The 23,524-nt window shown below is 64.6% G+C and carries 24 protein-coding genes and 1 pseudogene; 12 read left to right on the forward strand and 13 right to left on the reverse strand.

Annotation, left to right across the window (positions count from 1 at the left end; translation table 11 throughout):
• The first annotated feature begins 35 nt into the window (after positions 1-35).
• From MTX21_RS31015 to lpxK, 4 genes are read left to right on the forward strand one after another with little or no spacing between them, the layout of a single operon-like run.
• A complete protein-coding gene (locus MTX21_RS31015) occupies positions 36-287 on the forward strand; it encodes a DUF4170 domain-containing protein (protein WP_280968405.1) in 252 nt (83 codons plus the stop codon).
• The gene (locus MTX21_RS31020) at positions 284-997 is read left to right on the forward strand and encodes a lysophospholipid acyltransferase family protein (protein WP_280968406.1); all 714 of its coding nucleotides are present in this window, start codon (positions 284-286) and stop codon (positions 995-997) included. The genes MTX21_RS31015 and MTX21_RS31020 overlap by 4 nt, the downstream gene beginning before the upstream one ends.
• Positions 960-2,294: a 3-deoxy-D-manno-octulosonic acid transferase gene (locus MTX21_RS31025; RefSeq protein ID WP_280968407.1), complete on the forward strand. Its 1,335-nt coding sequence runs from the start codon at positions 960-962 to the stop codon at positions 2,292-2,294. Before MTX21_RS31020 ends, MTX21_RS31025 begins: the two co-directional genes overlap by 38 nt.
• Complete coding sequence (lpxK, locus tag MTX21_RS31030; protein WP_280968408.1) at positions 2,287-3,303, forward strand: tetraacyldisaccharide 4'-kinase; 1,017 nt, start codon at positions 2,287-2,289, stop codon at positions 3,301-3,303. The genes MTX21_RS31025 and lpxK overlap by 8 nt, the downstream gene beginning before the upstream one ends.
• Before the next feature lie 99 nt (positions 3,304-3,402).
• Here the strand turns inward: lpxK and oxlT are convergent, their stop codons facing one another.
• The 5 genes from oxlT to MTX21_RS31055 form a co-directional block, all read right to left on the reverse strand.
• Positions 3,403-4,740 carry an oxalate/formate MFS antiporter gene (oxlT, locus tag MTX21_RS31035; protein ID WP_280970842.1) on the reverse strand — a complete coding sequence of 446 codons (1,338 nt, stop codon included), beginning with the start codon at positions 4,738-4,740 and terminating at the stop codon, positions 3,403-3,405.
• Positions 4,741-4,997: 257 nt separating this feature from the next.
• Positions 4,998-5,375 carry a TadE/TadG family type IV pilus assembly protein gene (locus MTX21_RS31040; protein WP_280968409.1) on the reverse strand — a complete coding sequence of 126 codons (378 nt, stop codon included), beginning with the start codon at positions 5,373-5,375 and terminating at the stop codon, positions 4,998-5,000.
• Entirely contained in the window at positions 5,372-5,875 is a 504-nt protein-coding gene (locus MTX21_RS31045) for a TadE/TadG family type IV pilus assembly protein (protein ID WP_280968410.1), read from the reverse strand. Before MTX21_RS31045 ends, MTX21_RS31040 begins: the two co-directional genes overlap by 4 nt.
• Before the next feature lie 11 nt (positions 5,876-5,886).
• On the reverse strand, positions 5,887-7,227 hold the full coding sequence (locus MTX21_RS31050) for a pilus assembly protein TadG-related protein (RefSeq protein WP_280968411.1): 1,341 nt from the start codon (positions 7,225-7,227) through the stop codon (positions 5,887-5,889).
• 550 nt (positions 7,228-7,777) lie between these two features.
• Entirely contained in the window at positions 7,778-8,002 is a 225-nt protein-coding gene (locus tag MTX21_RS31055) for a hypothetical protein (protein ID WP_280968412.1), read from the reverse strand.
• Positions 8,003-8,181: 179 nt separating this feature from the next.
• Here MTX21_RS31055 and MTX21_RS31060 point away from each other — a divergent pair, with 179 nt between their 5' ends.
• A complete protein-coding gene (locus MTX21_RS31060; protein ID WP_280968413.1) occupies positions 8,182-8,499 on the forward strand; it encodes a hypothetical protein in 318 nt (105 codons plus the stop codon).
• Positions 8,500-8,515: 16 nt separating this feature from the next.
• Here the strand turns inward: MTX21_RS31060 and MTX21_RS31065 are convergent, their stop codons facing one another.
• Positions 8,516-8,743, reverse strand: coding sequence for a DUF2093 domain-containing protein (locus MTX21_RS31065; protein WP_027551939.1), 228 nt, complete (start codon positions 8,741-8,743; stop codon positions 8,516-8,518).
• A 176-nt stretch (positions 8,744-8,919) separates the two neighbouring features.
• Here MTX21_RS31065 and MTX21_RS31070 point away from each other — a divergent pair, with 176 nt between their 5' ends.
• Both MTX21_RS31070 and MTX21_RS31075 read left to right on the forward strand, forming a co-directional pair.
• Positions 8,920-9,750, forward strand: coding sequence for a dienelactone hydrolase family protein (locus tag MTX21_RS31070; protein WP_280968414.1), 831 nt, complete (start codon positions 8,920-8,922; stop codon positions 9,748-9,750).
• 276 nt (positions 9,751-10,026) lie between these two features.
• The gene (locus tag MTX21_RS31075; protein WP_279375094.1) at positions 10,027-10,176 is read left to right on the forward strand and encodes a hypothetical protein; all 150 of its coding nucleotides are present in this window, start codon (positions 10,027-10,029) and stop codon (positions 10,174-10,176) included.
• A gap of 318 nt (positions 10,177-10,494) precedes the next feature.
• Here MTX21_RS31075 and xseA read toward each other — a convergent pair whose 3' ends face one another.
• Entirely contained in the window at positions 10,495-12,120 is a 1,626-nt protein-coding gene (xseA, locus tag MTX21_RS31080) for an exodeoxyribonuclease VII large subunit (protein WP_280968415.1), read from the reverse strand.
• Positions 12,121-12,273: 153 nt separating this feature from the next.
• On the opposite strand from xseA, the gene purD reads away from it, so the two are divergent.
• Positions 12,274-13,557, forward strand: coding sequence for a phosphoribosylamine--glycine ligase (gene purD / locus MTX21_RS31085; protein WP_280968416.1), 1,284 nt, complete (start codon positions 12,274-12,276; stop codon positions 13,555-13,557).
• A 214-nt stretch (positions 13,558-13,771) separates the two neighbouring features.
• Positions 13,772-14,674 carry an alpha/beta hydrolase gene (locus MTX21_RS31090; RefSeq protein ID WP_280968417.1) on the forward strand — a complete coding sequence of 301 codons (903 nt, stop codon included), beginning with the start codon at positions 13,772-13,774 and terminating at the stop codon, positions 14,672-14,674.
• A 126-nt stretch (positions 14,675-14,800) separates the two neighbouring features.
• On the opposite strand, the gene MTX21_RS31095 is transcribed toward MTX21_RS31090, so the two are convergent.
• Complete coding sequence (locus tag MTX21_RS31095; protein ID WP_280970843.1) at positions 14,801-15,259, reverse strand: nucleoside deaminase; 459 nt, start codon at positions 15,257-15,259, stop codon at positions 14,801-14,803.
• Between the two features lie 119 nt (positions 15,260-15,378).
• On the opposite strand from MTX21_RS31095, the gene MTX21_RS31100 reads away from it, so the two are divergent.
• Both MTX21_RS31100 and rsmD read left to right on the forward strand, forming a co-directional pair.
• Positions 15,379-17,319, forward strand: a complete 1,941-nt coding sequence (locus MTX21_RS31100; RefSeq protein ID WP_280968418.1) for a pseudouridine synthase — start codon at positions 15,379-15,381, stop codon at positions 17,317-17,319.
• A 171-nt stretch (positions 17,320-17,490) separates the two neighbouring features.
• Positions 17,491-18,045, forward strand: a complete 555-nt coding sequence (rsmD, locus tag MTX21_RS31105) for a 16S rRNA (guanine(966)-N(2))-methyltransferase RsmD (RefSeq protein WP_280968419.1) — start codon at positions 17,491-17,493, stop codon at positions 18,043-18,045.
• A gap of 110 nt (positions 18,046-18,155) precedes the next feature.
• On the opposite strand, the gene mutL is transcribed toward rsmD, so the two are convergent.
• Entirely contained in the window at positions 18,156-19,967 is a 1,812-nt protein-coding gene (mutL, locus tag MTX21_RS31110; RefSeq protein ID WP_280968420.1) for a DNA mismatch repair endonuclease MutL, read from the reverse strand.
• 239 nt (positions 19,968-20,206) lie between these two features.
• Here mutL and MTX21_RS31115 point away from each other — a divergent pair, with 239 nt between their 5' ends.
• Positions 20,207-20,524 carry a ribbon-helix-helix domain-containing protein gene (locus tag MTX21_RS31115; protein WP_280968421.1) on the forward strand — a complete coding sequence of 106 codons (318 nt, stop codon included), beginning with the start codon at positions 20,207-20,209 and terminating at the stop codon, positions 20,522-20,524.
• A gap of 85 nt (positions 20,525-20,609) precedes the next feature.
• On the opposite strand, the gene MTX21_RS31120 is transcribed toward MTX21_RS31115, so the two are convergent.
• The 4 genes and pseudogenes from MTX21_RS31120 to MTX21_RS31135 all read right to left on the reverse strand — a co-directional run bounded on the left by MTX21_RS31120 (position 20,610) and on the right by MTX21_RS31135 (position 23,503).
• On the reverse strand, positions 20,610-22,178 hold the full coding sequence (locus MTX21_RS31120; protein WP_280968422.1) for a GMC family oxidoreductase: 1,569 nt from the start codon (positions 22,176-22,178) through the stop codon (positions 20,610-20,612).
• 30 nt (positions 22,179-22,208) lie between these two features.
• Entirely contained in the window at positions 22,209-22,757 is a 549-nt protein-coding gene (locus MTX21_RS31125) for a gluconate 2-dehydrogenase subunit 3 family protein (RefSeq protein ID WP_280968423.1), read from the reverse strand.
• Between the two features lie 28 nt (positions 22,758-22,785).
• A pseudogene (locus tag MTX21_RS31130) lies at positions 22,786-23,182 on the reverse strand (VOC family protein).
• Positions 23,183-23,503, reverse strand: coding sequence for a c-type cytochrome (locus tag MTX21_RS31135; RefSeq protein WP_280970844.1), 321 nt, complete (start codon positions 23,501-23,503; stop codon positions 23,183-23,185).
• Positions 23,504-23,524: the final 21 nt, after the last annotated feature.

Here is a 23,524-nt window from a genome sequence, read left to right on the forward strand (position 1 = left end):
AATGTTTGCCGGGCAGCCTGTTAGGAAGAGAACCCATGCCAGATAACGCCCCGCAGCAACAACTGCTTCATCTCGTCATCGGCGGCGAGCTCGTCGACCTCGAGCACAACACCTTCAAGAACCTGGACGACGTCGATATCGTCGGCCTGTATCCGAATTATGCGACCGCCTACACCGCCTGGAAGGCCAAGGCGCAGATGACGGTCGACAACGCGCAGATGCGCTACTTCATCGTCCATCTCCACCGGCTGCTCGACCCGGGTCAAGAACCGAAGCCGGCACGTTGAAGAGACTGCTTCGCAATACGCTGCGAAGCAGCTTGTTTCAGCGTGCCGTCGGGATCCTGGCGGCCGAATATCTGCGGCTGGTCTGGCGGACCAACAAGTTCACGTTCGATCCGGCTGATGTCTATGAGCGCGTCGAGCCGCAGATCCCGGCGATCTTCGCCTTCTGGCATGGCCAGCATTTCCTCACCCCCTTCATCAAGAACAAGGACTGGTACAAGGCCAGGGTGCTGATCTCGCGCCACCGCGACGGCGAGTTCAACGCGATTGCCGCCGAGCGGCTCGGGATCGGCACCATCCGCGGTTCCGGCGATCATGGCGGAGCTTTCCACCGCAAAGGTGGGGTCGGCGCCTTCAAGGAGATGGTGCGAACGCTCCAGGACGGTTGTAATGTCGCTCTCACCGCCGATGTCCCGAAGCGCTCGCGCGTGGCCGGGCTCGGCATCATCATGCTGGCACGGGAATCGGGGCGGCCGATCATGCCTTTCGCGATGGCGACCAGTCGCTTCATCCGGCTGAAGAACTGGGACCGCACCACCATCAATTTGCCGTTCGGACGCGGCGCATTGGTCGGCATCAAGGAGATCCACGTTCCACCGGATGCCGACGCGGCCACCATGGAAGCGCTGCGGCAGGAGCTGGAAGACACGTTGAACGAAGCGACCCGTCGCGCCTATGCGCAACTCGGCCGGCCGGGACCCGAAGATGCCTAATTCGCTGCCGATGACGCTGCGGATGTATCAACGCCTCGCCAGCGGCCTGGTGCCGCTCGCGCCTGCATTGATCAAGCGGCGGCTGAAGCAGGGCAAGGAAGACCCCGCGCGCGTCGGCGAGCGGCGCGGCCTGTCCCAGGATGTGCGGCCGCACGGGCCGCTGGTCTGGATCCATGGCGCGAGCGTCGGCGAGGTCTTGGCCGCGGCCGCGCTGATCGAGCGCTTACGCGATTTCAATCTGCGCATCCTGCTCACCTCGGGCACCGTGACCTCCGCCGCCGTGGTGGCAAAGCGCTTTCCGCCCGACGTCATCCATCAATACGTGCCGTATGATTCCCCGCGCTATGTCGCGCGCTTCCTCGATCACTGGAAGCCGTCGCTGGCGCTGTTCATCGAATCCGACTTGTGGCCGAACCTGATCCTGGCGAGCGCGGCGCGCCGGCTGCCGATGGTGCTGATCAACGGGCGGATGTCACACCGCTCCTTCCCGCGCTGGCGGCGGATGCACGGCACCATCTCGGCGCTCTTGTCGCGCTTCGACATCTGTCTCGCGCAATCGAAGACCGATGCCGAGCGCTTTTCTGCGCTCGGCGGCCGTGACGTCGTCACCACGGGCAATCTGAAGCTCGATGTGCCGGCGCCGCCCGCCGACTTCGTCAAGCTCGAGCGTCTGATGGCAATGACGCGGGGCCGTCCGATCATCGTCGCGGCTTCGACCCATCCGGGCGAGGATGAGATGCTGGTGGCGGCGCATCGCAGCCTCGCTGGCTTCTTCCCGCAGCTCCTGACCGTGATCGTGCCGCGCCATCCGGACCGCGGCGAATCGATTGCGGGCCTGGTCACGGCCTCGCGCTTGACCCCGGCCCTGCGCTCGCACGAGGAGCTGCCGAGCGCCACAACCGACATCTACGTCGCCGACACCATGGGCGAGCTTGGCCTGTTCTACCGCCTCTCGAGCATCGTGTTCATGGGCGGATCGCTGATCCGACATGGCGGGCAAAATCCGATCGAGGCGATCAAGCTCGGTGCGGCGATCGTTCATGGTCCGCACGTCTTCAACTTCACCGACGTCTATGAGGCGCTCGACGGAAGCGGCGCGGCACGGCAGGCGGAGACGCAGGAAGCGCTGGTGAAGCAACTCGGCCAATTGCTGGCTGATCCCGCCGTGCGCGACAAGATGCAGCGCGCTGGCGCGGGCGTGGTCGAGCGGCTCGGCGGTGCGCTCGATCGCACCATGATCGCGCTCGAGCCGTATCTGATGCAATTGCGGATCGAGATGGGAGCCGCCAATGCGTGAGCCGGCCTTCTGGTACCGGCCACGTTCCGCGAAGTCGCATCTCCTCCAGCCGTTGGGCACGCTCTATGGCGCGATCGCGGCGCGACGCATGGCACGCAAGGGTTTTGACGCCGGCATCCCCGTGATCTGCGTCGGCAACTATCATGTCGGCGGCGCCGGCAAGACGCCGACCGTGCTGGCGCTGACGAACGTCTTGCGCGAGCTCGGCGAAACGCCGGTGGTGCTCAGCCGCGGCTATGGCGGGCGCCTGAAGGGTCCGGTGATGGTCGATCGCGAGCGGCACACTGCGGCCGATGTCGGCGACGAGCCTCTGATGATGGTGCGCGACGTGCCGGTTGCGGTCGCGCGCGACCGCCTCGACGGCGTGGCGCTCGCCAAATCGAAAGGCGCGACCGTCATCCTGATGGACGACGGCTTCCAGAACCCGCGCCTCATGAAGGATGTCTCGCTGGTCGTGATCGACAGTGAGCGGGGTCTCGGCAACGGCAAGGTGTTTCCCGCCGGTCCCCTTCGCGCGCCGCTGAAGGGCCAGCTTGCGCGCACCGACGCGCTGGTGCTGATCGGCGACGGCCATGCCGCCGAGGGTGTCGCGGCGGAGATCGCCGCGCGCGAGAGGCCGGTGCTGCGCGCCCGCCTGAAGCCGGACGCCGCCTCAATTGCGCGGCTCTTCGGCAAGCAGGTCTTGGCCTTCGCCGGCATCGGCGATCCCGAACGCTTCTTCCGCACGCTGCGGGCCAGCGGCATCGATGTCGCGCGGACGCGTCCCTTCGCCGATCATCACATGTTCTCGCAAGCCGAGATCGCCGCACTGGTGGCGGACGCCAGACGCGAGCAGCTCACGCTCGTGACCACCGAAAAGGATTTTTCACGCCTACGCGGCAGCGAGGGCGTGCCTGATGGCATCGTGCCGTTCGCGGTCAAGCTCGAGTTCGGCGACGCGGCGGCGCTCCCCCGCTTGATCAGCGACCATCTCTACAAGGCGCGCGAGCGACGATTCAGCGCGCGATGATCGCGCAAGCTGGGCAGGGCGACTTGTCCGCCGGCAGCTCAAAGAGCGAAGGCGGAAGCCTGTGTCCTCACATTCCGCAAGTCAGAAGAACATACCGCATCAACCGGATTGATGTGATGCATGCGGATGGTGCTCCGGCTGCGGTCCAGCGGCCCACGCGGGCTCTTCGCGCCGGCGCGCCACCAGATCCTGCCGCATTGGTTTGAGCACGAAGATGGCCATCAGGGCGGCAACGACATTGAAGAGCGCGGCGATGATAAAGGCGCTTCTCCAGCCTCCAGTCTCCATCACCAACACGTTGGCGAGCGGCACCAGCAACGAGGCCGTTCCTTTCGCGGTGTAGAGCAAGCCCGCATTCGTGGTGGCGTAGGCGGCGCCGAAGCAATCGGTGCAGGTGGCTGGGAAGAGGCTGTAGATCTCTCCCCAGGCGAAGAACACGACCCCGCTTAGAAGCACGAACCCCAGGGGGTTCTGCCCATAAACGTACAGAGCCCAAATGCCAGCGCCCTCCAGCAGGAAGGCGATGAACATGGTGTTTTCCCGCCCGAGGAAATCGGAAACCCAGCCAAAGAACGGTCGCGTCAATCCGTTGAGAACGCGATCGATCGTCAATGCAAATGTCAACGCGGGCAGAGTGATGCCAATGAGCGTGACCGGCACGGTGTCGAGATGGAAGTCCTTGGCGATGGGCTTGAGCTGCGCCGTTGCCATCAGCCCGCCCGCCGCCATCAGCACAAACATCGCATACATGACCCAGAACGTCGGCTCTCTGAGCACCTGCAGCGGTTCGTATTGAATGCGACTTTGCTGGACGAGCCCGCTGGTCGAGACCTCCGGAGTCTGTCCATGACGCGGTGCGAACAGCAACAACGACAGCACCACCACGATCAAGCCCTGACCGATACCGAAGGTGAAGAACGTGGCCTCGTACCCATGTGTGGAAATCATCTTTTGAATGGGAATGATCGTGAGAGCTGAACCAATGCCGAAGCCTGCGGCCGTCAGCCCGGCCGCGAGGCCGCGGCGGTCGGGAAACCATTTGAGTGCGTTGCCGATGCAGGTGCCGTAAACGGCGCCCGCGCCCAGGCCGCCGATGATCTGAGCGATGTACAACATAGCAAGCGAATCTGCGGCGGAGTTGAGAACCCAGGCGAGTCCGGTAAGGCACCCGCCTGCAAACACCACAATCCGCGGCCCGAAACGATCGACGAGGTAGCCCTCGGCTGGCACGAGCCAGGTTTCAAACAGCACAAAAAGCGTGAATGCCACCTGGATCGAGGCCAGGTTCCAGCCTTGCTTTTGACTGATGGGAATTGTGAACAGCGTCCAGCCGTATTGGAGATTGGCGATCATCACCATGCAGATGATGCCGACAATCAGTTGGCTCCAACGGATCGCTTCGGAGGCCCGCTCCGCGGGCCGATCGGTAGGTGACATTGCAGTCATTGGGGTGCTCCCTCGCCCCCCTGACTCTTTTAGTCTCGCTCAGGTTCGGCAGGATCGCCATTAGACGGAAGGATGAAGCGACGAGGCGTCCGCAAACGGATCATTCCACATGGCAACTCGGCAGTTCGTGCTCTTCGCAAAAACGGAACCTGCGAATCCGACAATGTGAGCAGACTGCTCTTGGCGCAAGACGAAGTGCGGCGGCAGGCGATGATCGCGTCGGGTGGGCAAGCGGCCTGTCCACGAGCTCAACTCGGAAAGCATGCCCGGGCAGTCAGCATCACTGGGGACAGATTGAGAATTTGCGGGAATTGAAACGAATAACTCGCGCTTACCTGGTTGCCGCATGTTGAGCTGGAATAGGTGAATGTCTCCGCTGGGAGCGTGAGGCCGAACGCCTGCTGGGCAGCATAATTCGTTATGGCGCTGCCGCTTGGGCAGAGCGTGCTGTTGACGGTTGCGCAACGCGCAGCCATCTCAGTTCCATGTTGAAGCCCGAGCTGGGTCCAAAACAGCAGTCCGAATTCGATGATCCCAAATATGAACAGGAAAAACACCGGAGCGGTCAGGGCAAATTCCAGCGCGGACGCTCCCCGAATGTCTTGCCATAACGCCGTGAGTTTCACTGCAGCCTCGCGGTGGACTGGGCGCTGTAAGAGTATGTCGCCGCCACGATCTGGTAGTTGATGAGCGTATAGTACGTCGCTTGCGCCGAAACCGTCGCATATGTTCCGGCCTGCGCGCCGCCGGTGCAAACCGCACCGCAACTGACAGCGCTAACTCCCGTACTCGTTGGGCATCCGCAAAATTTGACCGGCCCGGGTGAAGCAGTGATGGCTGTGGAATTCGTGGCGTTTGTTACGGCGCTGGAAATGCCATTCGTATCAAAGCCGCGCGCGATTGCGTATTGCGCTCCCGCTTGTGCGGCATCTTCAACCTGCATCTTGCGATAGAGTGCGAGCCCGATATCGGTCACTGAAACGACCATCAGAGACAGCAACGGGATCATAATGCCGAATTCGACGGCCGCAACCCCACGTCTGTCGCTGACGGCAGCGTGCAAGTGCCCCGCTAGAGACTCAAGCAATCGGCTGCGGCTCTGGGATGAGGACTTCTGGGTTTGCATTGGGGCTAACCTCATTCGATGAGTTGCGCGGTTTGCGAGCCGATCGTCGCGGTGCCGAGCGCGGTACAATTGACCTGAAGATTCGAGGTGCCACTGAACGTCAGCGTATCCGCGATGATCTTGGTGCAGGACGTGCTGGTGCCGTTACCGCCACTGAAGCTCAGGTTGGCCTTTGGCAGGTAGATGGCACCGCCGAAGTTCTGGGTGCTGCCACCGGTGAGATTAAAAGCAGTCCCGGCCGGCATATTGCGGTCGCCATACATGACGATGCCTTTCGTGGAGCCGGTAGTCGGTGCCGTCAAATTGATGGTCGCGTTGCTGCCGATTGAAGCGGTGCCCCAGTTGCTTCCCGAACCTGTAAAGACAAGGGTCACGTTGTTACCTGTGATCGTGGCATTGCCTGCCACGCTCAAGTTCGCGCCGTCGAGATAGTAGATCGCGGGATTAAGGTTTCCGGGGTTCAGATTTAATGTCGCACCAGCATTGACGGTGATGCTGCCGCTGTAACAGCCGGGATCAAGGGAGTTTGTCTTTCCATTGGCGTTGATCGTGTACTTCTTGTTATCGCAACTCGGCTCCGATGGAGGAGAGACGTTCGCATAGGGGTCAGCGACCGCCAGTATGTGCGTTTTAATGCCGTTGGTCGCCGTGATGCTGCTCGCGCCGGAGACGTCGCCAACCACTCCGACCTGATTGGCGGAGACCGACGCACTGCCGGCAACGTTGAGCGACGGGCTCGCGCTCGAGTTGCTATAGAGGTTGCACTTGATCAGGTTGAGCTGGTTGCCGCCGCTGACGTTGACGGCGGGACTCGCGCTCGCGTTCAGTGCAAGTACGCAGCCCGTCCCGGAATTGGGCAGGGCGACCGCGCGCGCGGTGATGAGTACGGGATCCGAGCCGAACAAAGCTGACAGCAGCCGCGGTTGCGGTTGACTCACGATGACTTCGACCGCCTGCGGGTTCGATGTGAAATTGCCTGTTTTCGGCGGTTGATTCACCGTAACCGTGACGTTGTTCACCGCGTTCGTATAACCGTAGTTTGCCGTAACCGCATTGGCTTCGGACAAAAGATCGGTGCCTGCACTTGCCGCTGTTGCAGCGCTTACGGCGCCAGAGTCAGCCGCGCTCTGCATATTTTTGTGTTTGTAGTACCACCATCCCACTTCAGTGCCGAGCCCTGCTGTGCCGACCAGGACCGGCATCAGCAGTGCTGAAATGATGACATAGCTGCCCGACTGGTCTCGAGCGAATTGCCGAAACAGGCCGGCCGTCCGTTCGTGCCTATGAGCATTACCCCATGGCCGGCACAATGGTGCATTGAATGAACGGCTGCAGAGTCTCCGGCGCTCCATGTCTTCTCCCTGGGAGGCTTGCTACTTTTTCCCGGACGCAGGTTGATGCAGGACGACTTAAGCTCGCCCCAACGCGAACGAGACAATTTTAGAGAAACTGTGCAGGAAGAAGGATTGAGGCCTCAGTCTGCCAAGACTTGCCGACGCCGCAGTCGATGAGGCCGGCGCGGCGGAAGAGCAGGGAAGCGATTAGGCTGGACAAAGGAATTCGCCGCAAACGGCAGTAGCAGCAGCTCAAGAGGGCGATCTGGCATGGACCAGGACACCGATGCAAGCAGGAGCGGGACGTGCTCACCCGGCAAACAGGTCGGGAGCTCCGGACCGTGGCGTCTCCTGGATGCTATTCCGCTCGGATCAATGGCGGTCGTTGAAGGCGCTTTGCCATTTTTGCCTTGGCTGATGGTGCGAGCTCTGGATTGAGGCGGGCCGGCTGATGTCTATGTCGGGGGCACAACCTGAAAGGCTTCGCGCATCACACCGTTCTCGTCGGGAAGCCAGAGGTTATGCTGTCGCTCACCCGGTAAACGTCGAATAGAAACTCCTAGATGACTCAGATGACAGCTCCGGCCAGCAAGAAGGCGCCGCCAAGCGCGACCATCACAAGTCCAGGCCAATTCGCTTTAATGCCGAAGTCGCTACCCGGTCTTGTAGGTTCCAGCGTGTCGCGCCCGGGAAGCCGCCTCGTGCTACTTAATCGGCCATGCCAGATCGGCTGAGACGCCATCTGGAGCACGCCGCCGAAAACAAGGAGCACACCAAGCCATACGAGGGTCATGCTCGCCTCCTGCACCGGTGAACGCCGACAAGTCGCTGCGCCGGAACCGTGACCCCAGAACACCTTACACCTTTTTCGGAAGGTCAGACACGGAATTGGCGGTCGCCCTACGGCACCTGGTATTCACCCGACATTCATCGCGCAGCTCCTATCGAGTTAAATTCGATCAGGAGAGTTCGATGAAACTGCCGTCCGCGACCGTTGTCGGCGCCCTTGTGTGTCTGATTGTTGCGTCCGCCCTTGCGCAGACGGCCTCGCCGCCTGCAGCCGCGCCGACTTCCCCGAGCGCTACGGTGCCGGTTCCCGCGACCAAGCGCGTGACGTGTCTCAGCTCGACGCAAAACCTGAAGGGACAGGACAAGCGGGACCAGATGCAGCTCTGCATGGCCCAGGCGCGGCTCGACTGCCTGAAGCAGGCGATCGATCAGAAGATCGTTGGTGAGCCCCGCAAGACTTTCGTCAAAACCTGTGTTGGCACCGATGGCGCGGAGCAATAGGCACCAGGCGCGATCCTTACGGCTGCGGCTTCAGCGCGCCGGGAAAATGCCGCTGCAGCACCGCGGCGGGAGTGGCGTAGGCCTCCTGCAGGTCCACGCTCCAATATTTCAACTCGTCGAGCGGGATCCGCGTGTCGGTTACGGCGCAGCGCACATAGGTCCCCGGCGAGATCACGCGGAAGTCGCCGTCGAGATATTGCACCTGCGCCTCGCCATGGCCCGAGGGACCGAACTTGTTCAGCACTGGTCGAAAGTCTCCGTGGAAGGCCCATTGTGGGCGAATGTGATGAGTCCGATTAGCACAAATAGGGTGCCTTGTCCGCCCGTTAAACCCACCGGTTTGTGATGTTTTGCCGCCGTTCCCGCATGATAGTGCTCACGCGAAGGATCGCTGGCCCCACTTACTCACGGCAAAGTCTGATGCGCCTTCCGTCAATCGCGCTGTTCCTGGCGCTTGTGCTGCCCGCCGCCCATGCGGCGCCGGCGCCCGTGCCGCAACAGGTTGATATTCCCGTTTCGAGCGGGATCCTGCATGCGCAGCTTTACAAGCCCGACGGTGCGGGACCATTTCCGACCGTGATTGCGCTGCATGGCTGCGACGGGCTCGGCGGCCATTCCGATCCAGTGCTGCCACGCTATCGCGACTGGGCCCTGCAATTGCTCAAGACAGGTAACGCGGTGCTGCTGCCCGACAGCTACGGCTCGCGCGAGGTCGGGGCGCAATGCCGGGTCAAGGAAGGGCACGTCAAGGCGCGGCGCGAGCGCGTCGCCGACATCGTGGCATCGCGTGCCTGGCTGATGAAGCAGACCTGGGTGGCGCATAATCGCGTCAGCCTGATCGGCTGGGCGAACGGCGCCAGCGCGTTGCTCTGGGCGGTGCGCCCGCAGAATGCGGCGCGCGACGCCGGGCCCGATTTTCGCGCCGCCGTCGCCTTCTATCCGGATTGTCGGATTTCGGCGGGCCTCGGCTGGAGTACCAGAGTGCCGACGCTGGTCCTGATCGGCGGCAATGACGACGTGTCGTCGCCGCCGGCCTGCCGTCAGATGGTCGACGGCGCGCATGGCCGCAGCGCGCTCGCGCGCATCGTGGTCTATCCCGGCGCCTATCACGATTTCGACCGCGCCAACCTGCCGGTGCACGCCCTCGCCGGCAGCACCGACGCCACCACGCCCGACCGCGGTCATCTCGGCACCGACACCGAAGCGCGCGCGGAAGCGCAGAAGGAAGTCGCGGAGTGGTTGGCGCGGTGAGCGCCTTTCGTAGCCCGGATGAGCGAAGCGACACCCGGGACCTCAATATGCGGCACGATCCTGCATATCGCTACGCTCATGCGGGCTACGCGTTCCTGCCCTTTCCGGCGAAGCGGGGCCACCCGAGGAACAATGTGAGGCGGGCGGCCCCGCATCGGCCACCGCCCTGCACGGAACATGATGGCCGACCGGGAATCTACGGATGGAACCAAGGCCTGTTTCAGCGCAAACGGTGACGCCATAGTTCGACCATGAAGTCGATTAAACGCAGATCCCATGCGCCACCGCGTCCTGCTCTTTTCCTCGGCACTGGTCGTCTTCAGCATCGCGATCTTCCTCTTCGAAGCCCGCGCCGGCGCGCCGCAACTCGCACCGGAACATTGCGGCTTCTGGACCACGATCGACGCGGGATTGTCCTGCCGCTGAGGCGACGCCCGGTCGCTGCCCCGCCTTCCGTCATTGCGAGCGCAGCGAAGCAATCCAGAATCCCTCCGCAGAGAGACTCTGGATTGCTTCGTCGCTGCGCTCCTCGCAATGACGGCGTTGAGAGACCGCAAAACACTGTCCTCAACGCTGTCCCGGCCTTCGCCGGGACGACAGGGAGTTTGTGGTATGCGCGTCCCACTCGCTGTCATCGCCCGACTTGATCGGGCGATCCAGTATTCCGAGACGTCCGTAGTTCATTGAGAAGCTGCGGGGTACTGGATTCCCCGCTTTCGCGGGGAATGACAGAGTGCGCCGCACTCAGAACAAGCTGCCCTGATCCACCGGCTTGGCCACGCGCTTCTGCGCCGGCTTTGACTCACGCGACGCCGGCTTCGGCTGTGCTGCTGGCGCCGGGTTTGCGGCCGGGGCGGGGCGATCGGCATCCGCTGTCGCGCCCACGCGTCCATCCCCAAACTCGATCTCGAGCCGTGCATTCGGCCCGACTGCGCCAGCCGAGTGCAGGGGATGGCCGGCCTCGTCGCGCACCAGGGCAAAGCCGCGCGCGAGCACGCTGCGATAGGACAAGGCGGAGAGCAGCTTGCCGCTGTGTTCGACGCGGGCATCGAGCCGCTGCAGCAGCGTCGCCAGCGCGCGGCCGGCGCGCTCGGCAAGCCGCTGCGTGCGTTCGCATTGCCGCGCGATCGCATTGCGCTGCGCCTGCGCGTTGGACAGGCGCGAGGCGCGCAGCCGCACCTCGAGCCCGCCGAAACGGTCGCGCCGCTGCCGCAGCAGCGAACGCGCGGACAGGCCGAGCCGCTCGCCGCAGACGGTGAGCCGATGATCGGCCTGCGCGATCTGGCCGTGCAGCACGCGCAGCGTCAGCCGCGCGCTGCTCGCGGCGAAGCGGCGGAAATGCGCATGGGTATTGGCCTTGAGCCCGCGCGGCAAGGCAGCACCGGCAGAGTCCAGCCGCTGCCGCGGAATGGCGAGGAGATCGCCTGCGGCCGGCAGCGCGCGTGCGGCGGCGCGCAGCTCGTTGCGGCGGCTTTCCTGGCCGCGTTGCCAGCAGGCGCGGGTGCGGCGGGCGAGGTCGGCGACCTCGACGAAGAGATCGCTGCGCACCGGCACGGCCATCTCCGCCGCCGCCGTCGGTGTCGGCGCGCGCTTGTCGGCGGCAAAATCGATCAGCGTGATGTCGGTCTCGTGCCCGACCGCCGAGATCAGCGGGATCATGCTCTCGGCCGCGGCACGCACCACGATCTCCTCGTTGAACGACCAGAGATCCTCCAGCGAGCCGCCGCCGCGCGCCACGATCAGCACATCGGGCCGCGGGATTTTCCCGCCCTCGGGCAGCGCATTGAAGCCGCGGATCGCGGCCGCGATCTGCTCGGCCGAGCCTTCGCCCTGCACGCGCACCGGCCATACCAGCACGCGACGGGGGAAGCGGTCCTCGAGCCGGTGCAGGATATCGCGGATGACGGCGCCGGTCGGCGAGGTCACGACGCCGATCACCTCGGGCAGCCAGGGCAAAAGCTGCTTGCGCGCTTCGTCGAACAGGCCCTCGGCGGCGAGTTTTTTCTTGCGCTCCTCCATCAGCGCCATCAGCGCGCCGATGCCGGCCGGCTCCAGCGCCTCGATCACGATCTGGTACTTCGAGGACCCCGGATAGGTGGTGAGCTTGCCGGTGGCGATGACCTCGAGCCCTTCCTGGGGCTTGAAGCGCATCCGGCTGTGCACACCCTTCCAGATCACTGCCTCGATCTTGGCGCTGTCGTCCTTGAGCGCGAAATAGCAGTGCCCGGAGGAATGGGCGCCGCGAAAGCCGGAGATCTCGCCGCGGACCCGGACATGGCCATAGGCGTCCTCGACCGTCCGTTTCAGGGACAGCGAGAGCTCGGAGACGGTGAATTCGGGCGCGTTGAGCAGTTGTTCCGCAGGCGGCATTCAGGCTCGATTCGGGCTGTTTGCGCAGGGTTACCGGCCCAGGGCTGCGCGGGCAACCATATATCCACACGGCGAGGCGGCAGCCTTGTTGCGGTGGAACGGGACCATGCTAAACCGCACTGCCGCATTGCGGCAACAACATCTGGGCCTATCATGCACATCCTTCTGCTCGGTTCTGGCGGCCGCGAACACGCCCTGGCGTGGAAAATCGCCGCCTCTCCCCTGGTGACCAAATTCTGGTGCGCGCCCGGCAATGCCGGCATCGCGCGCGAGGCTGAATGCGTGGCGCTGGATGTCGCCGACCATGCCGCCGTGATCGAGTTCTGCAAGAAGAACGGGGTCGAGCTCGTGGTGGTCGGCCCGGAGACGCCGCTTGCGGCCGGCATCATCGATGACCTCACCGCCGCCGGCATCAAGGCATTCGGGCCAAGCAAGGCGGCGGCGCAGCTCGAAAGCTCCAAGGGTTTTACCAAGGCGCTGTGCACTGAATTCGGCATTCCCACGGGCGCCTACAAGCGTTTCACCAAGGCCGCTGATGCGCTCGCTTACGTCCATAGCCAGGGCGCGCCGATCGTGGTGAAGGCCGACGGTCTTGCCGCCGGCAAGGGCGTCGTCGTGGCCAAGACCGTGCGCGAGGCGGAGGACGCCATCGCCATGATGTTCGAGGGCGCCTTTGGCGAAGCCGGCGCCGAGGTCGTCATCGAGGAATTCTTGCCGGGCCGCGAGATCAGCTTCTTCGCGCTGTGCGACGGCGAGACCGCGATACCCCTGGCCTCCGCCCAGGACCACAAGCGCGTGTTCGACCACGACGTCGGCCCGAACACGGGCGGCATGGGCGCCTATTCGCCGACGCCGCTGGTCACGCCTGCGATCCATGATGCGATCATGGCCAAGATCATCCTGCCGACGGTCGCCGGCATGAAGCAGCGCGGCACGCCGTTCCGTGGCGTGCTCTATGCCGGGATCATGCTGACCACGCAGGGCCCGAAACTGTTCGAGTTCAACGTGCGCTTCGGCGATCCCGAGTGCCAGGTGCTGATGCTGCGCATGATGTCGGACATCGTGCCGGCGTTCATCGCCGCCTGCGACGGGGAGTTGAAGCATTTTGATCTGCGCTGGTATCCGGAATCCGCGCTCACCGTGGTGATGGCCGCCAAGGGCTATCCCGGTGACTACCGGAAGGGTACGCGCATCGACGGGCTCGACGAGGCCGCCAAGGTCGACACCGTCGAGATCTTCCACGCCGGCACGGTCGCGAAGGACGGTGCGATCCTCGCCAATGGCGGCCGCGTGCTCAACGTCTGCGCGCTCGGCAAGACCGTAACGGAGGCGCAGGTGCGCGCCTATCAGGCCATCGACCGCATCAACTGGCCGGAAGGCTTCTGCCGCCGCGACATCGGCTGGCAGGCGGTGGAAGCGGAGAAGTCCAAGGGCTGACAGCCGTTTTTCCCATCGGCGCGCGATGCGCGCCGATCCGGAATCGGGATTTTCGGATGTCACCGTTCCGCCTCATCGACATTCCGAAAAAGCGCAATTAGGGATTGGGGTTAGCGTCCCTCGCCGGCGACCACCATGCTACTTTGCATGGGGTTGTTTTCGACATTTTGTTGGTTGGGGGCGCTCGCAAATGACCATTGGAAGGAACGAAGCCATGTCCGATCTTGCCGACCTCTATCCGGGCTTCGCCTCCGAGTGGATTAACACCTCCTTCGGCCGCGTCTTCGCGCGCATCGGCGGCAAGGGGCCGCCGCTCCTGCTGCTGCACGGCTTCTCCGAGACGCACGTGATGTGGCACCGCGTGGCGCCGCAGCTTGCGGACGCCTTCACGCTGATCATCGCCGACCTGCCGGGCTATGGCTGGTCCGACATGCCCGAGAGCGATGCGCTGCATATCCCCTACAGCAAGCGCGCGATGGCGAAGGCCATGGTGGAAGCGATGGAGCAGCTCGGCCATGTGCACTTTGCGCTGGCCGGCCACGATCGCGGCGGCCGCGTCTCGTACCGCCTCGCGCTCGATCATCCCGGCCGGCTGTCGCGGCTTGCCGTGCTCGATATCCTGCCGACCTATAATTACTGGGAGCGGATGAACCGGCAGTATGCGCTGAAGATCTATCACTGGACCTTCCTCGCGCAGCCCTATCCGCTGCCGGAGACGCTGATCTCAGGCAACGGCGAGTTCTTCCTGCGCTTCAAGATGGCGAGCCAGACCAAGTCGAAGACGCTGGACGCGATCGACAAGCGCGCGCTCGAGCACTACATCGCGCCGTTCCGCGATCCCGCCCGCGTGCACGCGATGTGCGAGGACTACCGCGCCGGCGCCTATTTCGATTACGACCTCGACAAGGCTGATTTCGCAGCCGGCAAGAAGATCACCGTCCCGATGCTGGCGCTGTGGGGCAATGCCGGCGTGGCGCAAGCCGCCGCCACCCCGCTCGACACCTGGAAACAATGGGCCACGAATGTCGAAGGCATGCCGGTGGATTCCGGACACTTCCTGACGGAGGAGAATCCGGAAGTCATCGCCAAGGCGTTGCGCGAGTTCTTCTCCGCTTGATCCACACTGGACGCCCGGCTTGACCGGGCGATCTAGTACTCCGAGACGGTAGTGATTGGTCGAGAGGCCGCGGCGTACTTCATGCCCCGGTCAAGCCGGGGCATGACAGCGGTGCGCGGGAGGGACTTACCGCCGCTCCCGAAAGAACTCCCGCAGCAGCCGCGCCGCCTCGCTCTCGCCGACCGCGGAGTAGACCTCCGGTGCATGGTGGCAGGTGGGCGAGGCGAAGAAGTGCACGCCGGACTCGATCGCGCCGCCCTTGGGGTCGGCGGCGCCGTAATAGAGTCGCCTGACCCTTGCAAACGAGATCGCGCCCGCACACATGGTGCAGGGCTCCAGCGTCACGTAGAGATCGCAGTCCACCAGGCGCTCGCTGCCGATCTTTTTCGCAGCCTCGCGCAGCGCGATGATCTCGGCATGGGCCGTGGGGTCGTGGTCGGTCAGCGTCCGGTTGGCCGCGGTGGCGATCACCTCGTGATTGCGGACCACCACGCAACCGATCGGAACTTCGCCCGATTTTCCGGCGTTTTCTGCCGTCTTGAGCGCCAAATCCATGAAAGAAGGGGCTTTCATGCCTCGTATCATCGCCAGAAACCTGCTACTAGCTCCGCCTTCAGCAAGAGTGGATACCGGTTTTGCCTGAGCATGCGGCTCGGAATGAGCGCGCATAATGCCCTTTGACCATTCCCTAAGTGAGACGATTCATGCCCCGCGACAGCGACAAACACAACGATTCCCCGCGCGGCCGGCGTGACCGAGGCGGGCCGAAGGGATCATTCAAGGGCCGCACCGGCAAGCCGAGGGGGCCGGAGAAGAAGTTCGCCAAGCGTGGCCTTGCCGGCAAGGGCGACCGCGACGAGCGCCCGTCCCGCGGCGACCGCGACAGCCGCCCGTTCCGCCGCCGCGAGGAGGGCGACGCGCCGCGCCGCGAGTTCGGCGACCGGCCGCGCTTCAAGCGTGACGACCGCGGGCGCGAGGATCGCGGCGAACGCAGCTTCAAGCCGCGTGGCGACCGTCCGTTCAAGGCGCACGGAGATCGGCCGAAATTCGCTTCCGACGAGCGGGCGCCGCGCGGCGAGCGTTCCGAGCGGCGATTCGAGGACCGCAAGTTTTCGCGAGGCGGCTCGGACCGGCCGCGCAAGGAGTTTGGCCGCGATCGCGACTTCGAGGGCAAAGATCGCAAACGCGACTTCGGCGATCGCAAGCGCAGCTTCGGCGACCGCCCGCGCGACCGGGACGATCGGCCTCGCAAGAATTTTGGCAAGAGCCTGGGCAAGGATTTTGGCGGCCGCGACCGCAGCGACGAAAAGCCCTGGCGTCAGCGCGACGACCGCCGCGAAGGCGGGCGCGGAGAGGACCGTCCGCGCTTCTCCCGGCGGCGCGACGAGGGTGGTGAGGATCGTCCACGCTTCCCGCGCTCGCGCGAGGAGCGTTTTGGCGACGACCGCCCGAGGTTCGGTCGCTCGCGCGAGGATCGCGCAGGAGGCCGCTCCGACTGGCACGAGCATCCGCGCAGCGAGGGCCGCTTCCGCGACCGTCCGCGCCGCGACAATGAGGACGACAGCCAGATCTTCACCAGGCGCCCGGCCTTTGGCGGCCGCGGCGCCTATCGCGAGCGCGATCGTGATTTCGAGGGTCGGCCGCGTCGCGACGAGGCGCCGAAGCCGAAGAAGGCCGGCGAGCGCATCGCCAAGGTGCTGGCGCGTGCAGGTCTCGCTTCGCGCCGCGATGCCGAGGAGATGGTCACGCAGGGCCGTGTCACCGTCAACGGGCGCGTCATCAACTCACCGGCGCTCGACGTCACGCAGAACGACGTCGTCGCCGTCGACGGCAAGCCGTTGCCGCCGCGCGAGCGCACCCGGCTGTTCCTCTATCACAAGCCGCGCGGACTGATGACGACGCATGACGATCCCGAGGGGCGTCCGACCGTGTTCGACAATCTGCCCGAAGGCCTCCCGCGGCTGATCTCGGTCGGCCGGCTCGACTTCAACACCGAAGGTCTCTTGCTGCTCACCAATGATGGCGGACTCGCGCGCACCCTCGAGTTGCCGGATACCGGCTGGCTGCGCCGCTATCGCGTCCGCGCCCATGGTGACGTCACGCAGGCACAGCTCGACGAGCTGAAGAACGGCATCGAGGTCGAGGGCGTCAAATACGGTCCGATCGAGGCGACGCTGGAGCGCGACCAGGGCGCCAATGTCTGGCTCGTGTTCGCGATCCGCGAGGGCAAGAACCGCGAGGTGCGCAACGTCTGCGCCCATCTCGGGCTCGAGGTGAACCGGCTGATCCGCGTCTCCTACGGCCCGTTCCAGCTCGGCGAGATCCCCGAAGGCCAGGTCGACGAGATCAAGTCCCGCGTGCTGCGCGAGCAGCTCGGCGACAAGGTGATCGAGAAGTCGGGCGCGCAGTTCGATGTGCCGCAGAAGTCTTCGTCGCGCGATCACGACGATGCACCGCGCGAGAAGAAGCCGGTGAGCAAGAGGGCGGTGATCAACGACCGCAAGGGCCGCCGCGTGCTGGTGCAGCGCACCGGCAGCGAGGAGGCACGGGAGCGCAACGAGTGGGAAGCCAGCGGCTACGGCCCGCCGCGCCGGCCCAAGCGCGGCTATCACGGCAAACGCGACCTGAAGCCGCGGGAGGATTGAGGTGAATTGCGCTCGTTCATTCGGCACTCTCTCATTCCCTCCCCCCTTGCGGGGGAGGGTTAGGGAGGAGGGTGCCCCGGGCGAGGTCTGCGCTTGTGGCACCTTCCCCAACGCCTCCCCGCAAGGGGGAGGGGAGCGCACCTTTCGTGTTGCCGCAGGGTGGCCCAGCTAATGCGCGTCGTCGGCGGCCGATTGAAGGGGCGCAATCTCGCCTCACCGTCCTCGCGCGACATCCGCCCGACCGCGGATCGCCTGCGCGAGTCCGTGTTCAACATCCTCGTGCATGCGTACGACGATCCGATTCAAGATGCGCGTGTGCTCGATCTCTTCGCCGGTACCGGCGCGCTCGGGATCGAGGCAGTCTCGCGTGGAGCGAAGTTCACGCTGTTCGTCGACAACGGTGCCGAGGCGCGTGCGCTCCTGCGCAACAATGTCGAAGCGCTCGGCCTCGGCGGGGTGACCAAGGTCTATCGTCGCGACGCGACCGATCTCGGTCCTGCGCATCCGGTCGAGCCGTTCTCGCTGGTGTTCCTCGATCCTCCCTATGGCAAGGGTTTTGCCGAGCAGGCGCTCGCGAGCTTGCGCGACGATGGCTGGCTCACGCCGGGCGCATTGCTGGTCGTCGAGGAGGCGAAAGCCGCACAGTTCGCTGCACCGGAAGGATACGAGGAGTTGGAGCGGCGCGCTTATGACGATACCGAGTTCGTGTTCCTGAAGAAATCGTAGGGTGGGCGAAGGCGCGCTCTTCGCGCGCCGTGCCCACCGCTTCTCTCGCAATCATGGAAAGATGGTGGGCACGGCGCAAGGCGCCTTTGCCCACCCTACGAGTTCGAGCGCTACCTTCGCCCGAACAGCTTCTCGACATCCGCAAGCTTCAGCTCGACGTAAGTCGGCCGGCCGTGATTGCACTGGCCGGAGTTCGGCGTCTCCTCCATCTCGCGGAGTAGCGCGTTCATCTCCTCCGGCTTGAGCCGGCGGCCGGCGCGCACCGAGCCGTGGCAGGCCATGGTGGCGGCGACGTGCATCAACCGGCGCTCCAGCGGCAGCGCCTCGTCCCATTCGGCCATGTGCTCGGCGAGGTCGCGCAACAGGCCGCCCGCGTTGGTCTTGCCAAGCAGCGACGGCGTCTCGCGCACCGCGACCGCGCCGGGGCCGAAGGATTCGATCGCTAGCCCGAACGAAGCAAGCTCGTCGCCGCGCGCTAGCAGCCGCTCGACCGTGGCTTCGTCCATCTCGACGATCTCGGGGATCAGCAGGATCTGCCGCTGCACGCCGTTCGCTGCCAGCGACGCCTTCAGCCGCTCATAGACGATGCGCTCATGCGCAGCATGCTGGTCGATGATGATCAACCCGTCGCGGGTCTGCGAGACGATGTAGGTCTCGTGGATCTGCGTGCGGGCGGCCCCGAGTGGGCGATCGACCAGATCTCCCACGGGCTGTGTCTCGATCCGCACGTCGGCCATCGGCGCGCCGACATCGAACGCGGCTTGCGCGCGTTCTGCGAAAGCGGGCGCGGCGGCGCCATCGAACGAGGGCAGCGGCGCCGTTGGTGCCGACGGCGACTGCCGCCAGTCCCAATTGCCGGGCCGCGGTGTGAAGGCCGGTCGGAACGAGGACAGCGCACTGCCGCCGCTGTTGGCGGCCGTGCGCCGGCCCTCGCGCGCGAGCCCTTCCTTCAATCCATGCACGATCAATGCGCGGACGAGACCCGCGTTGCGGAAGCGCACTTCGGTCTTGGCCGGATGCACGTTGGCGTCGACCTCGCGCGGGTCGAGCGTGACGAACAGCGCCACCACGGGATGGCGGTCACGCGGCAGATAATCGGAATAGGCCGCGCGCACCGCGCCGAGGATCAGCTTGTCGCGCACCGGACGGCCGTTGACGAAGAGATATTGCCCGAGCGCGTTGGCTTTCGTCAGCGCCGGCGCTGCGGCGTAGCCAGCCACCACCACGCCCTCGCGCTCGGCGTGAACCTCGATGGCATGGCTGCGAAACTCCGCCCCCAAAATATCGCCGAGCCGCGTCAGGCGGCCGGCCGCGCCGGGCAGCGCCGCGGCCCAGGTCACAGGCGCGCGCTCTTCACCGGCCAGCGTGAAGGCGATATCGGGCCGCGCCATCGCCAGCCGCCGCACCACCTCGCGGATAGCCTCGGCCTCGGTGCGGTCGGTCTTCAGAAATTTCAGCCGGGCCGGCGTCGCGTAGAAGAGGTCGTTGACCTCGACGCGGGTGCCGTGGGCCAGCGCCGCCGGCATGATCTCGGACTTGTCGCCGCCTTCAACCGATAGCGCCCAGGCGTGAGGCTCGCTCGCATGCCGCGTCGTGATCGAAAGTCGCGCGACCGAGCCGATCGAGGGCAGCGCCTCGCCGCGGAACCCGAGCGTGCGGATCTGCAGGAGGTCCTCATCATCGAGCTTGGACGTGGCATGGCGCTCGACCGCAAGCGACAGATCCCCCGCGGTCATGCCGCCGCCGTCGTCGGTGATGCCGATCCGCCGCCGTCCGCCGCCATCGGTGAACACGTCGATCCGGCTCGCGCCGGCATCGATCGCGTTCTCGATGAGTTCCTTGACCACGCTCGCCGGGCGCTCGACCACCTCGCCGGCGGCGATGCGGTTGACGACTTGCTCTGGAAGTTGGCGGACGGGCATGGCTCAGTGTTGGATTCGCGTGTCGCTGCTATCTTAAGCCGTGTTGCGTCAAAAGCATGTGTTGAGCAACAACATCGTGCCGGGCTGGGGAAGGAGGGTGTCTATCACATTGAAGACATTGGACGTTCGAACAAATCGCGCGCCGGCGATGGGCCGATCTCCTGCGGCGGGTCATGATTGTGAGGCGTCGGGCGCGGGTGTAGCATCGTGAAAAAATGGCAACAGGACGGGAGGACGCCATGTGCCATCTCTTCGCGCATCAGCCCCAACGCGACTACGAGTCCCAGACCCGCTCGCTACGAATAGACGGGCATTGCACCTCGATCCGCCTGGAGATGGCCTTCTGGGACACGCTGGAGGAGATCGCCGCCAAGGAGAGCATGAGCCTCGGCAAATTCCTGACGACGCTCTATAACGAGGTCCTCGACCACCATGGCGAAGTCAACAACTTCGCCTCGCTGCTGCGCTGCTCCTGCCTGATCTACCGTTCCAGAAGCGTGACGCCGGTGCAGGAATTCAAGGTCGCGGTGACGCCCATTCTCGATGCGGCCGAGTAGGCCGATCTGTCGACGGCTCGGGCGCTCCTTCGAAAGCAAAAGCGGCTCTGTCCGGCAGGACAGAGCCGCTTCGCTATATCGGGTCTCAGATCTCCTTCTTCTGCATCGCGCCGGCGATGTAGTCGGCCTGCCGGATCGCGAGCGCGACGATGGTCAGCGTCGGATTGCAGGCTGCACCGCTGGTGAACTGGCTGCCGTCCGAGACGAACAGATTCTTGATGTCGTGGGTCTGACCGAACTTGTTGACGACGCCATCGCGCGGCTTCTCGCTCATCCGGTTGGTGCCGAGATTGTGGGTGCTCGGATAAGGCGGCGTCGGATAAGTCACGGTGGCGCCGACGGCGTCGTAGACCGCCGCCCCTTGCTTGTAGGCGTGAGCGCGCATCGCAACGTCGTTGGGATGGTCGTCGAAATGCACGCTCGCGACCGGCAGTCCGAACTTGTCCTTCACGGCCGGATCGAGCGTGATGCGGTTGGTCTCTTGCGGCATGTCCTCACCGACCAGCCACATGCCGGCCATCCGCGAATAGCCGTCGAGGGCGGCGGTGAACGGTCGTCCCCAGGCGCCGGGATTGAGGAAAGCCGCCATGAAGGGCAGTCCGACGGACAGCGTCTCCATCTCGTAGCCGCCGACGAAACCGCGCTTCGGATCGTTGGCCGCCTCATCGCGGATGATGCCGGCCATGGTCGTACCGCGATACATGTGCACCGACTTCTCGAACACTGCGTAGACGCTGCCGGTCATGTGGCGCATGTAGTTGCGGCCGACCTGGCCGCTCGAATTGGCAAGGCCATCGGGGAACATGGTCGAGGCGCTGTTGAGGAGGAGCCGAGGGCTCTCGATCGAGTTGCCTGCCACCGCAACGATACGCGCCTTCTGGCGCTGCGTCGTGCCGGTCTCGTCGGCATAGACCACGCCGGTCACCTTGCCGCTCGCATCGTGCTCGATCTTGATCACCATGCTGCTCGGCCGGACCTCGAGATTGCCGGTCGCTTCGCCCTTCGGGATTTCGGTGTAGAGCGTCGACCATTTCGCGCCGGATTTGCAGCCCTGGAAGCAGAAGCCGATCTGCTGGCAGGAGCCGCGTCCGTCGCGCGGCTGGCTGTTGATCGCCATGTTGCCGGTGTGCACGGTCTTGTAGCCGAGCTTCCTGGCGCCGGCCTCGAGTACCTTGAAGTTATTGTTGCCGGGGAGGCCGGGAATGCCGTTGGTGCGGGTCACGCCCATCTTGTTCTCGGCCTTGGCGTACCACGGCTCCATTTCCGCGAGCGTGACCGGCCAGTCCAGAAGATTCGCGCCGGGAATGTTGCCGTAGGTGCTCTTCACCTTGAACTCGTGCTCGTCGAAGCGGAGCGAGGCGCCGGCCCAATGCACCGTGGAGCCGCCGACCGCCTTGACGATCCAGGCGGGAAGATTCGGGAAGTCCTTGGCGACGCGCCATGTGCCCGAGGTGGTGCGCGCGTCCGACCACGCGAGCTGGGAAAAACTGTCCCACTCATCGTTGATGAAGTCCTGGTTCTCGATGCGGGGACCTGCCTCGAGGATGACGACCTTGACGCCCTTCTGCGCGAGCTCGTTGCCCAGCGTGCCGCCTCCGGCACCCGAACCGACGATCACCACAACGCCGCTGTCGTTCAGATCGAATTTTGCCATATGCGTTCTCCTGAACCGTTGGGGTGCGACTTAAGCCTTCGGCAGCCAGTCGATGTCGGCGAAGCCGCGGTTGATGTAGCCGCCGTGCTCGGCGGAGGAGCCCTCGTAGCCAAACCGCGGCCAGACCGCTTTCTGGTTGTAGAGCGACACGATGAGGTCTCCGCGTACCTTCTGGAAGAAGTCGCTCTGCTCAATCTCCTTCAGCAGCACCACGCGGTCGGCTTCCCAGGGCACCTCGGCATAGGGCACCTTGTGGCGGTCGCGCGCATTCTGATCGAGCCTGGCGACGCCGTTGCTGATGAGGGACTTGACGGCGGGGTCCTTGGCCGCCTTGCCGTCCCACGGCTTGATCGCGATGATGTAGTAGCTGTCGCCGAGAACGTCGTGCGGGTAGATGTCGCGTGCGACCTTCAGCAGGGTCTTCATCGTCGCGGGTGAGAGCGCGCTCGCATCATCGGCCCAGGCGCTCTCGATGCTGACACTGAGGCTGGTTGCCACGGCCGCGACTGGCACGGCCGTCGCCGCGCCCTTGAGAAAGACGCGGCGGCTGTGCTTGCTTCGACGATCGACTTCTCTCATGGATTTCCTCCCTGGATATGTGATTTGGTCAGTTGAAACGTCCGCCCCGCTGGATCACCTCGATCTTGTAGCCCATCGGGATCACTGACGAAGAAGAAGCGCGCCAGTGTCCTGCCGTCGTGCTTGAAGTCGCGCAGCGGTCCCGGCGCGAGCTTCTCGCGCTCGAAGCGGGCATGCTCGGCGTCGAGATCCTCGACCACCACGGCGAGATGGCCGTAGCCGTCGCCGAGCGCATACGGTTCCTTGCGATCGAAATTCACGGTCAGCTCCACCTCGAAAGGTGAGGAGGGGTGACGCAGATAGATCAGGGCGAAGTCTGCGAACTTCAGGTGATCGGCGACTTCGAGGTCGAAGGCGCGCTTGTAGAAGTCGAGAGATCGCGCCTCGTCGAGCACGCGGATCATGGAGTGAACCGGTTTCGCCATTCAGTTCTGCTCCTTGAGATAGGCAATGATGGCAGCGCGCGTCTCCGGCCTCGCCTGCCGGTAGGTCATGACCGCGCCGGGAATGACGGCTTGCGGATTGGTCAGCCAGGCATCGAGCCTGGCCTCGTCCCAGACGAAGTCCGCGTTCCCGAGGTTCTGTGAATAGCGAAAGCCGTCGACTTTGCCGGCCGGTCGTCCGACGATCCTGACCAGTGGCGGGCCTTGCCGCATCGGTGCTGACGTGTCCATCGTGTGGCACACCGCGCATTGCTGCTTGAACAGCGTCGCGCCATCCGGCGGCGTTGCGGCGGGCAACGGCATTTGCGCGTCGGCGACCCGCAC

The organism is Bradyrhizobium sp. ISRA430, from assembly GCF_029909975.1.
Classification (GTDB): domain Bacteria; phylum Pseudomonadota; class Alphaproteobacteria; order Rhizobiales; family Xanthobacteraceae; genus Bradyrhizobium.

What these genes read in the sequence shown, in the direction of transcription:
- MTX21_RS31050 (WP_280968411.1), bottom strand. Translation starts at nt 7,227, where the DNA reads ATGGAGCGCCGGAGACTCTGCAGCCGTTCATTCAATGCACCATTGTGC.
- MTX21_RS31045 (WP_280968410.1), bottom strand. Translation starts at nt 5,875, where the DNA reads ATGCAAACCCAGAAGTCCTCATCCCAGAGCCGCAGCCGATTGCTTGAG.
- MTX21_RS31075 (WP_279375094.1), top strand. Translation starts at nt 10,027, where the DNA reads ATGCGCCACCGCGTCCTGCTCTTTTCCTCGGCACTGGTCGTCTTCAGC.
- MTX21_RS31060 (WP_280968413.1), top strand. Translation starts at nt 8,182, where the DNA reads ATGAAACTGCCGTCCGCGACCGTTGTCGGCGCCCTTGTGTGTCTGATT.
- MTX21_RS31055 (WP_280968412.1), bottom strand. Translation starts at nt 8,002, where the DNA reads ATGACCCTCGTATGGCTTGGTGTGCTCCTTGTTTTCGGCGGCGTGCTC.
- xseA (WP_280968415.1), bottom strand. Translation starts at nt 12,120, where the DNA reads ATGCCGCCTGCGGAACAACTGCTCAACGCGCCCGAATTCACCGTCTCC.
- MTX21_RS31025 (WP_280968407.1), top strand. Translation starts at nt 960, where the DNA reads ATGCGCAACTCGGCCGGCCGGGACCCGAAGATGCCTAATTCGCTGCCG.
- purD (WP_280968416.1), top strand. Translation starts at nt 12,274, where the DNA reads ATGCACATCCTTCTGCTCGGTTCTGGCGGCCGCGAACACGCCCTGGCG.
- MTX21_RS31090 (WP_280968417.1), top strand. Translation starts at nt 13,772, where the DNA reads ATGTCCGATCTTGCCGACCTCTATCCGGGCTTCGCCTCCGAGTGGATT.
- mutL (WP_280968420.1), bottom strand. Translation starts at nt 19,967, where the DNA reads ATGCCCGTCCGCCAACTTCCAGAGCAAGTCGTCAACCGCATCGCCGCC.
- MTX21_RS31100 (WP_280968418.1), top strand. Translation starts at nt 15,379, where the DNA reads ATGCCCCGCGACAGCGACAAACACAACGATTCCCCGCGCGGCCGGCGT.
- MTX21_RS31125 (WP_280968423.1), bottom strand. Translation starts at nt 22,757, where the DNA reads ATGAGAGAAGTCGATCGTCGAAGCAAGCACAGCCGCCGCGTCTTTCTC.
- MTX21_RS31120 (WP_280968422.1), bottom strand. Translation starts at nt 22,178, where the DNA reads ATGGCAAAATTCGATCTGAACGACAGCGGCGTTGTGGTGATCGTCGGT.
- MTX21_RS31135 (WP_280970844.1), bottom strand. Translation starts at nt 23,503, where the DNA reads ATGCCGTTGCCCGCCGCAACGCCGCCGGATGGCGCGACGCTGTTCAAG.
- MTX21_RS31115 (WP_280968421.1), top strand. Translation starts at nt 20,207, where the DNA reads ATGTGCCATCTCTTCGCGCATCAGCCCCAACGCGACTACGAGTCCCAG.
- MTX21_RS31015 (WP_280968405.1), top strand. Translation starts at nt 36, where the DNA reads ATGCCAGATAACGCCCCGCAGCAACAACTGCTTCATCTCGTCATCGGC.
- MTX21_RS31095 (WP_280970843.1), bottom strand. Translation starts at nt 15,259, where the DNA reads ATGATACGAGGCATGAAAGCCCCTTCTTTCATGGATTTGGCGCTCAAG.
- rsmD (WP_280968419.1), top strand. Translation starts at nt 17,491, where the DNA reads ATGCGCGTCGTCGGCGGCCGATTGAAGGGGCGCAATCTCGCCTCACCG.
- MTX21_RS31070 (WP_280968414.1), top strand. Translation starts at nt 8,920, where the DNA reads ATGCGCCTTCCGTCAATCGCGCTGTTCCTGGCGCTTGTGCTGCCCGCC.
- lpxK (WP_280968408.1), top strand. Translation starts at nt 2,287, where the DNA reads ATGCGTGAGCCGGCCTTCTGGTACCGGCCACGTTCCGCGAAGTCGCAT.
- oxlT (WP_280970842.1), bottom strand. Translation starts at nt 4,740, where the DNA reads ATGTCACCTACCGATCGGCCCGCGGAGCGGGCCTCCGAAGCGATCCGT.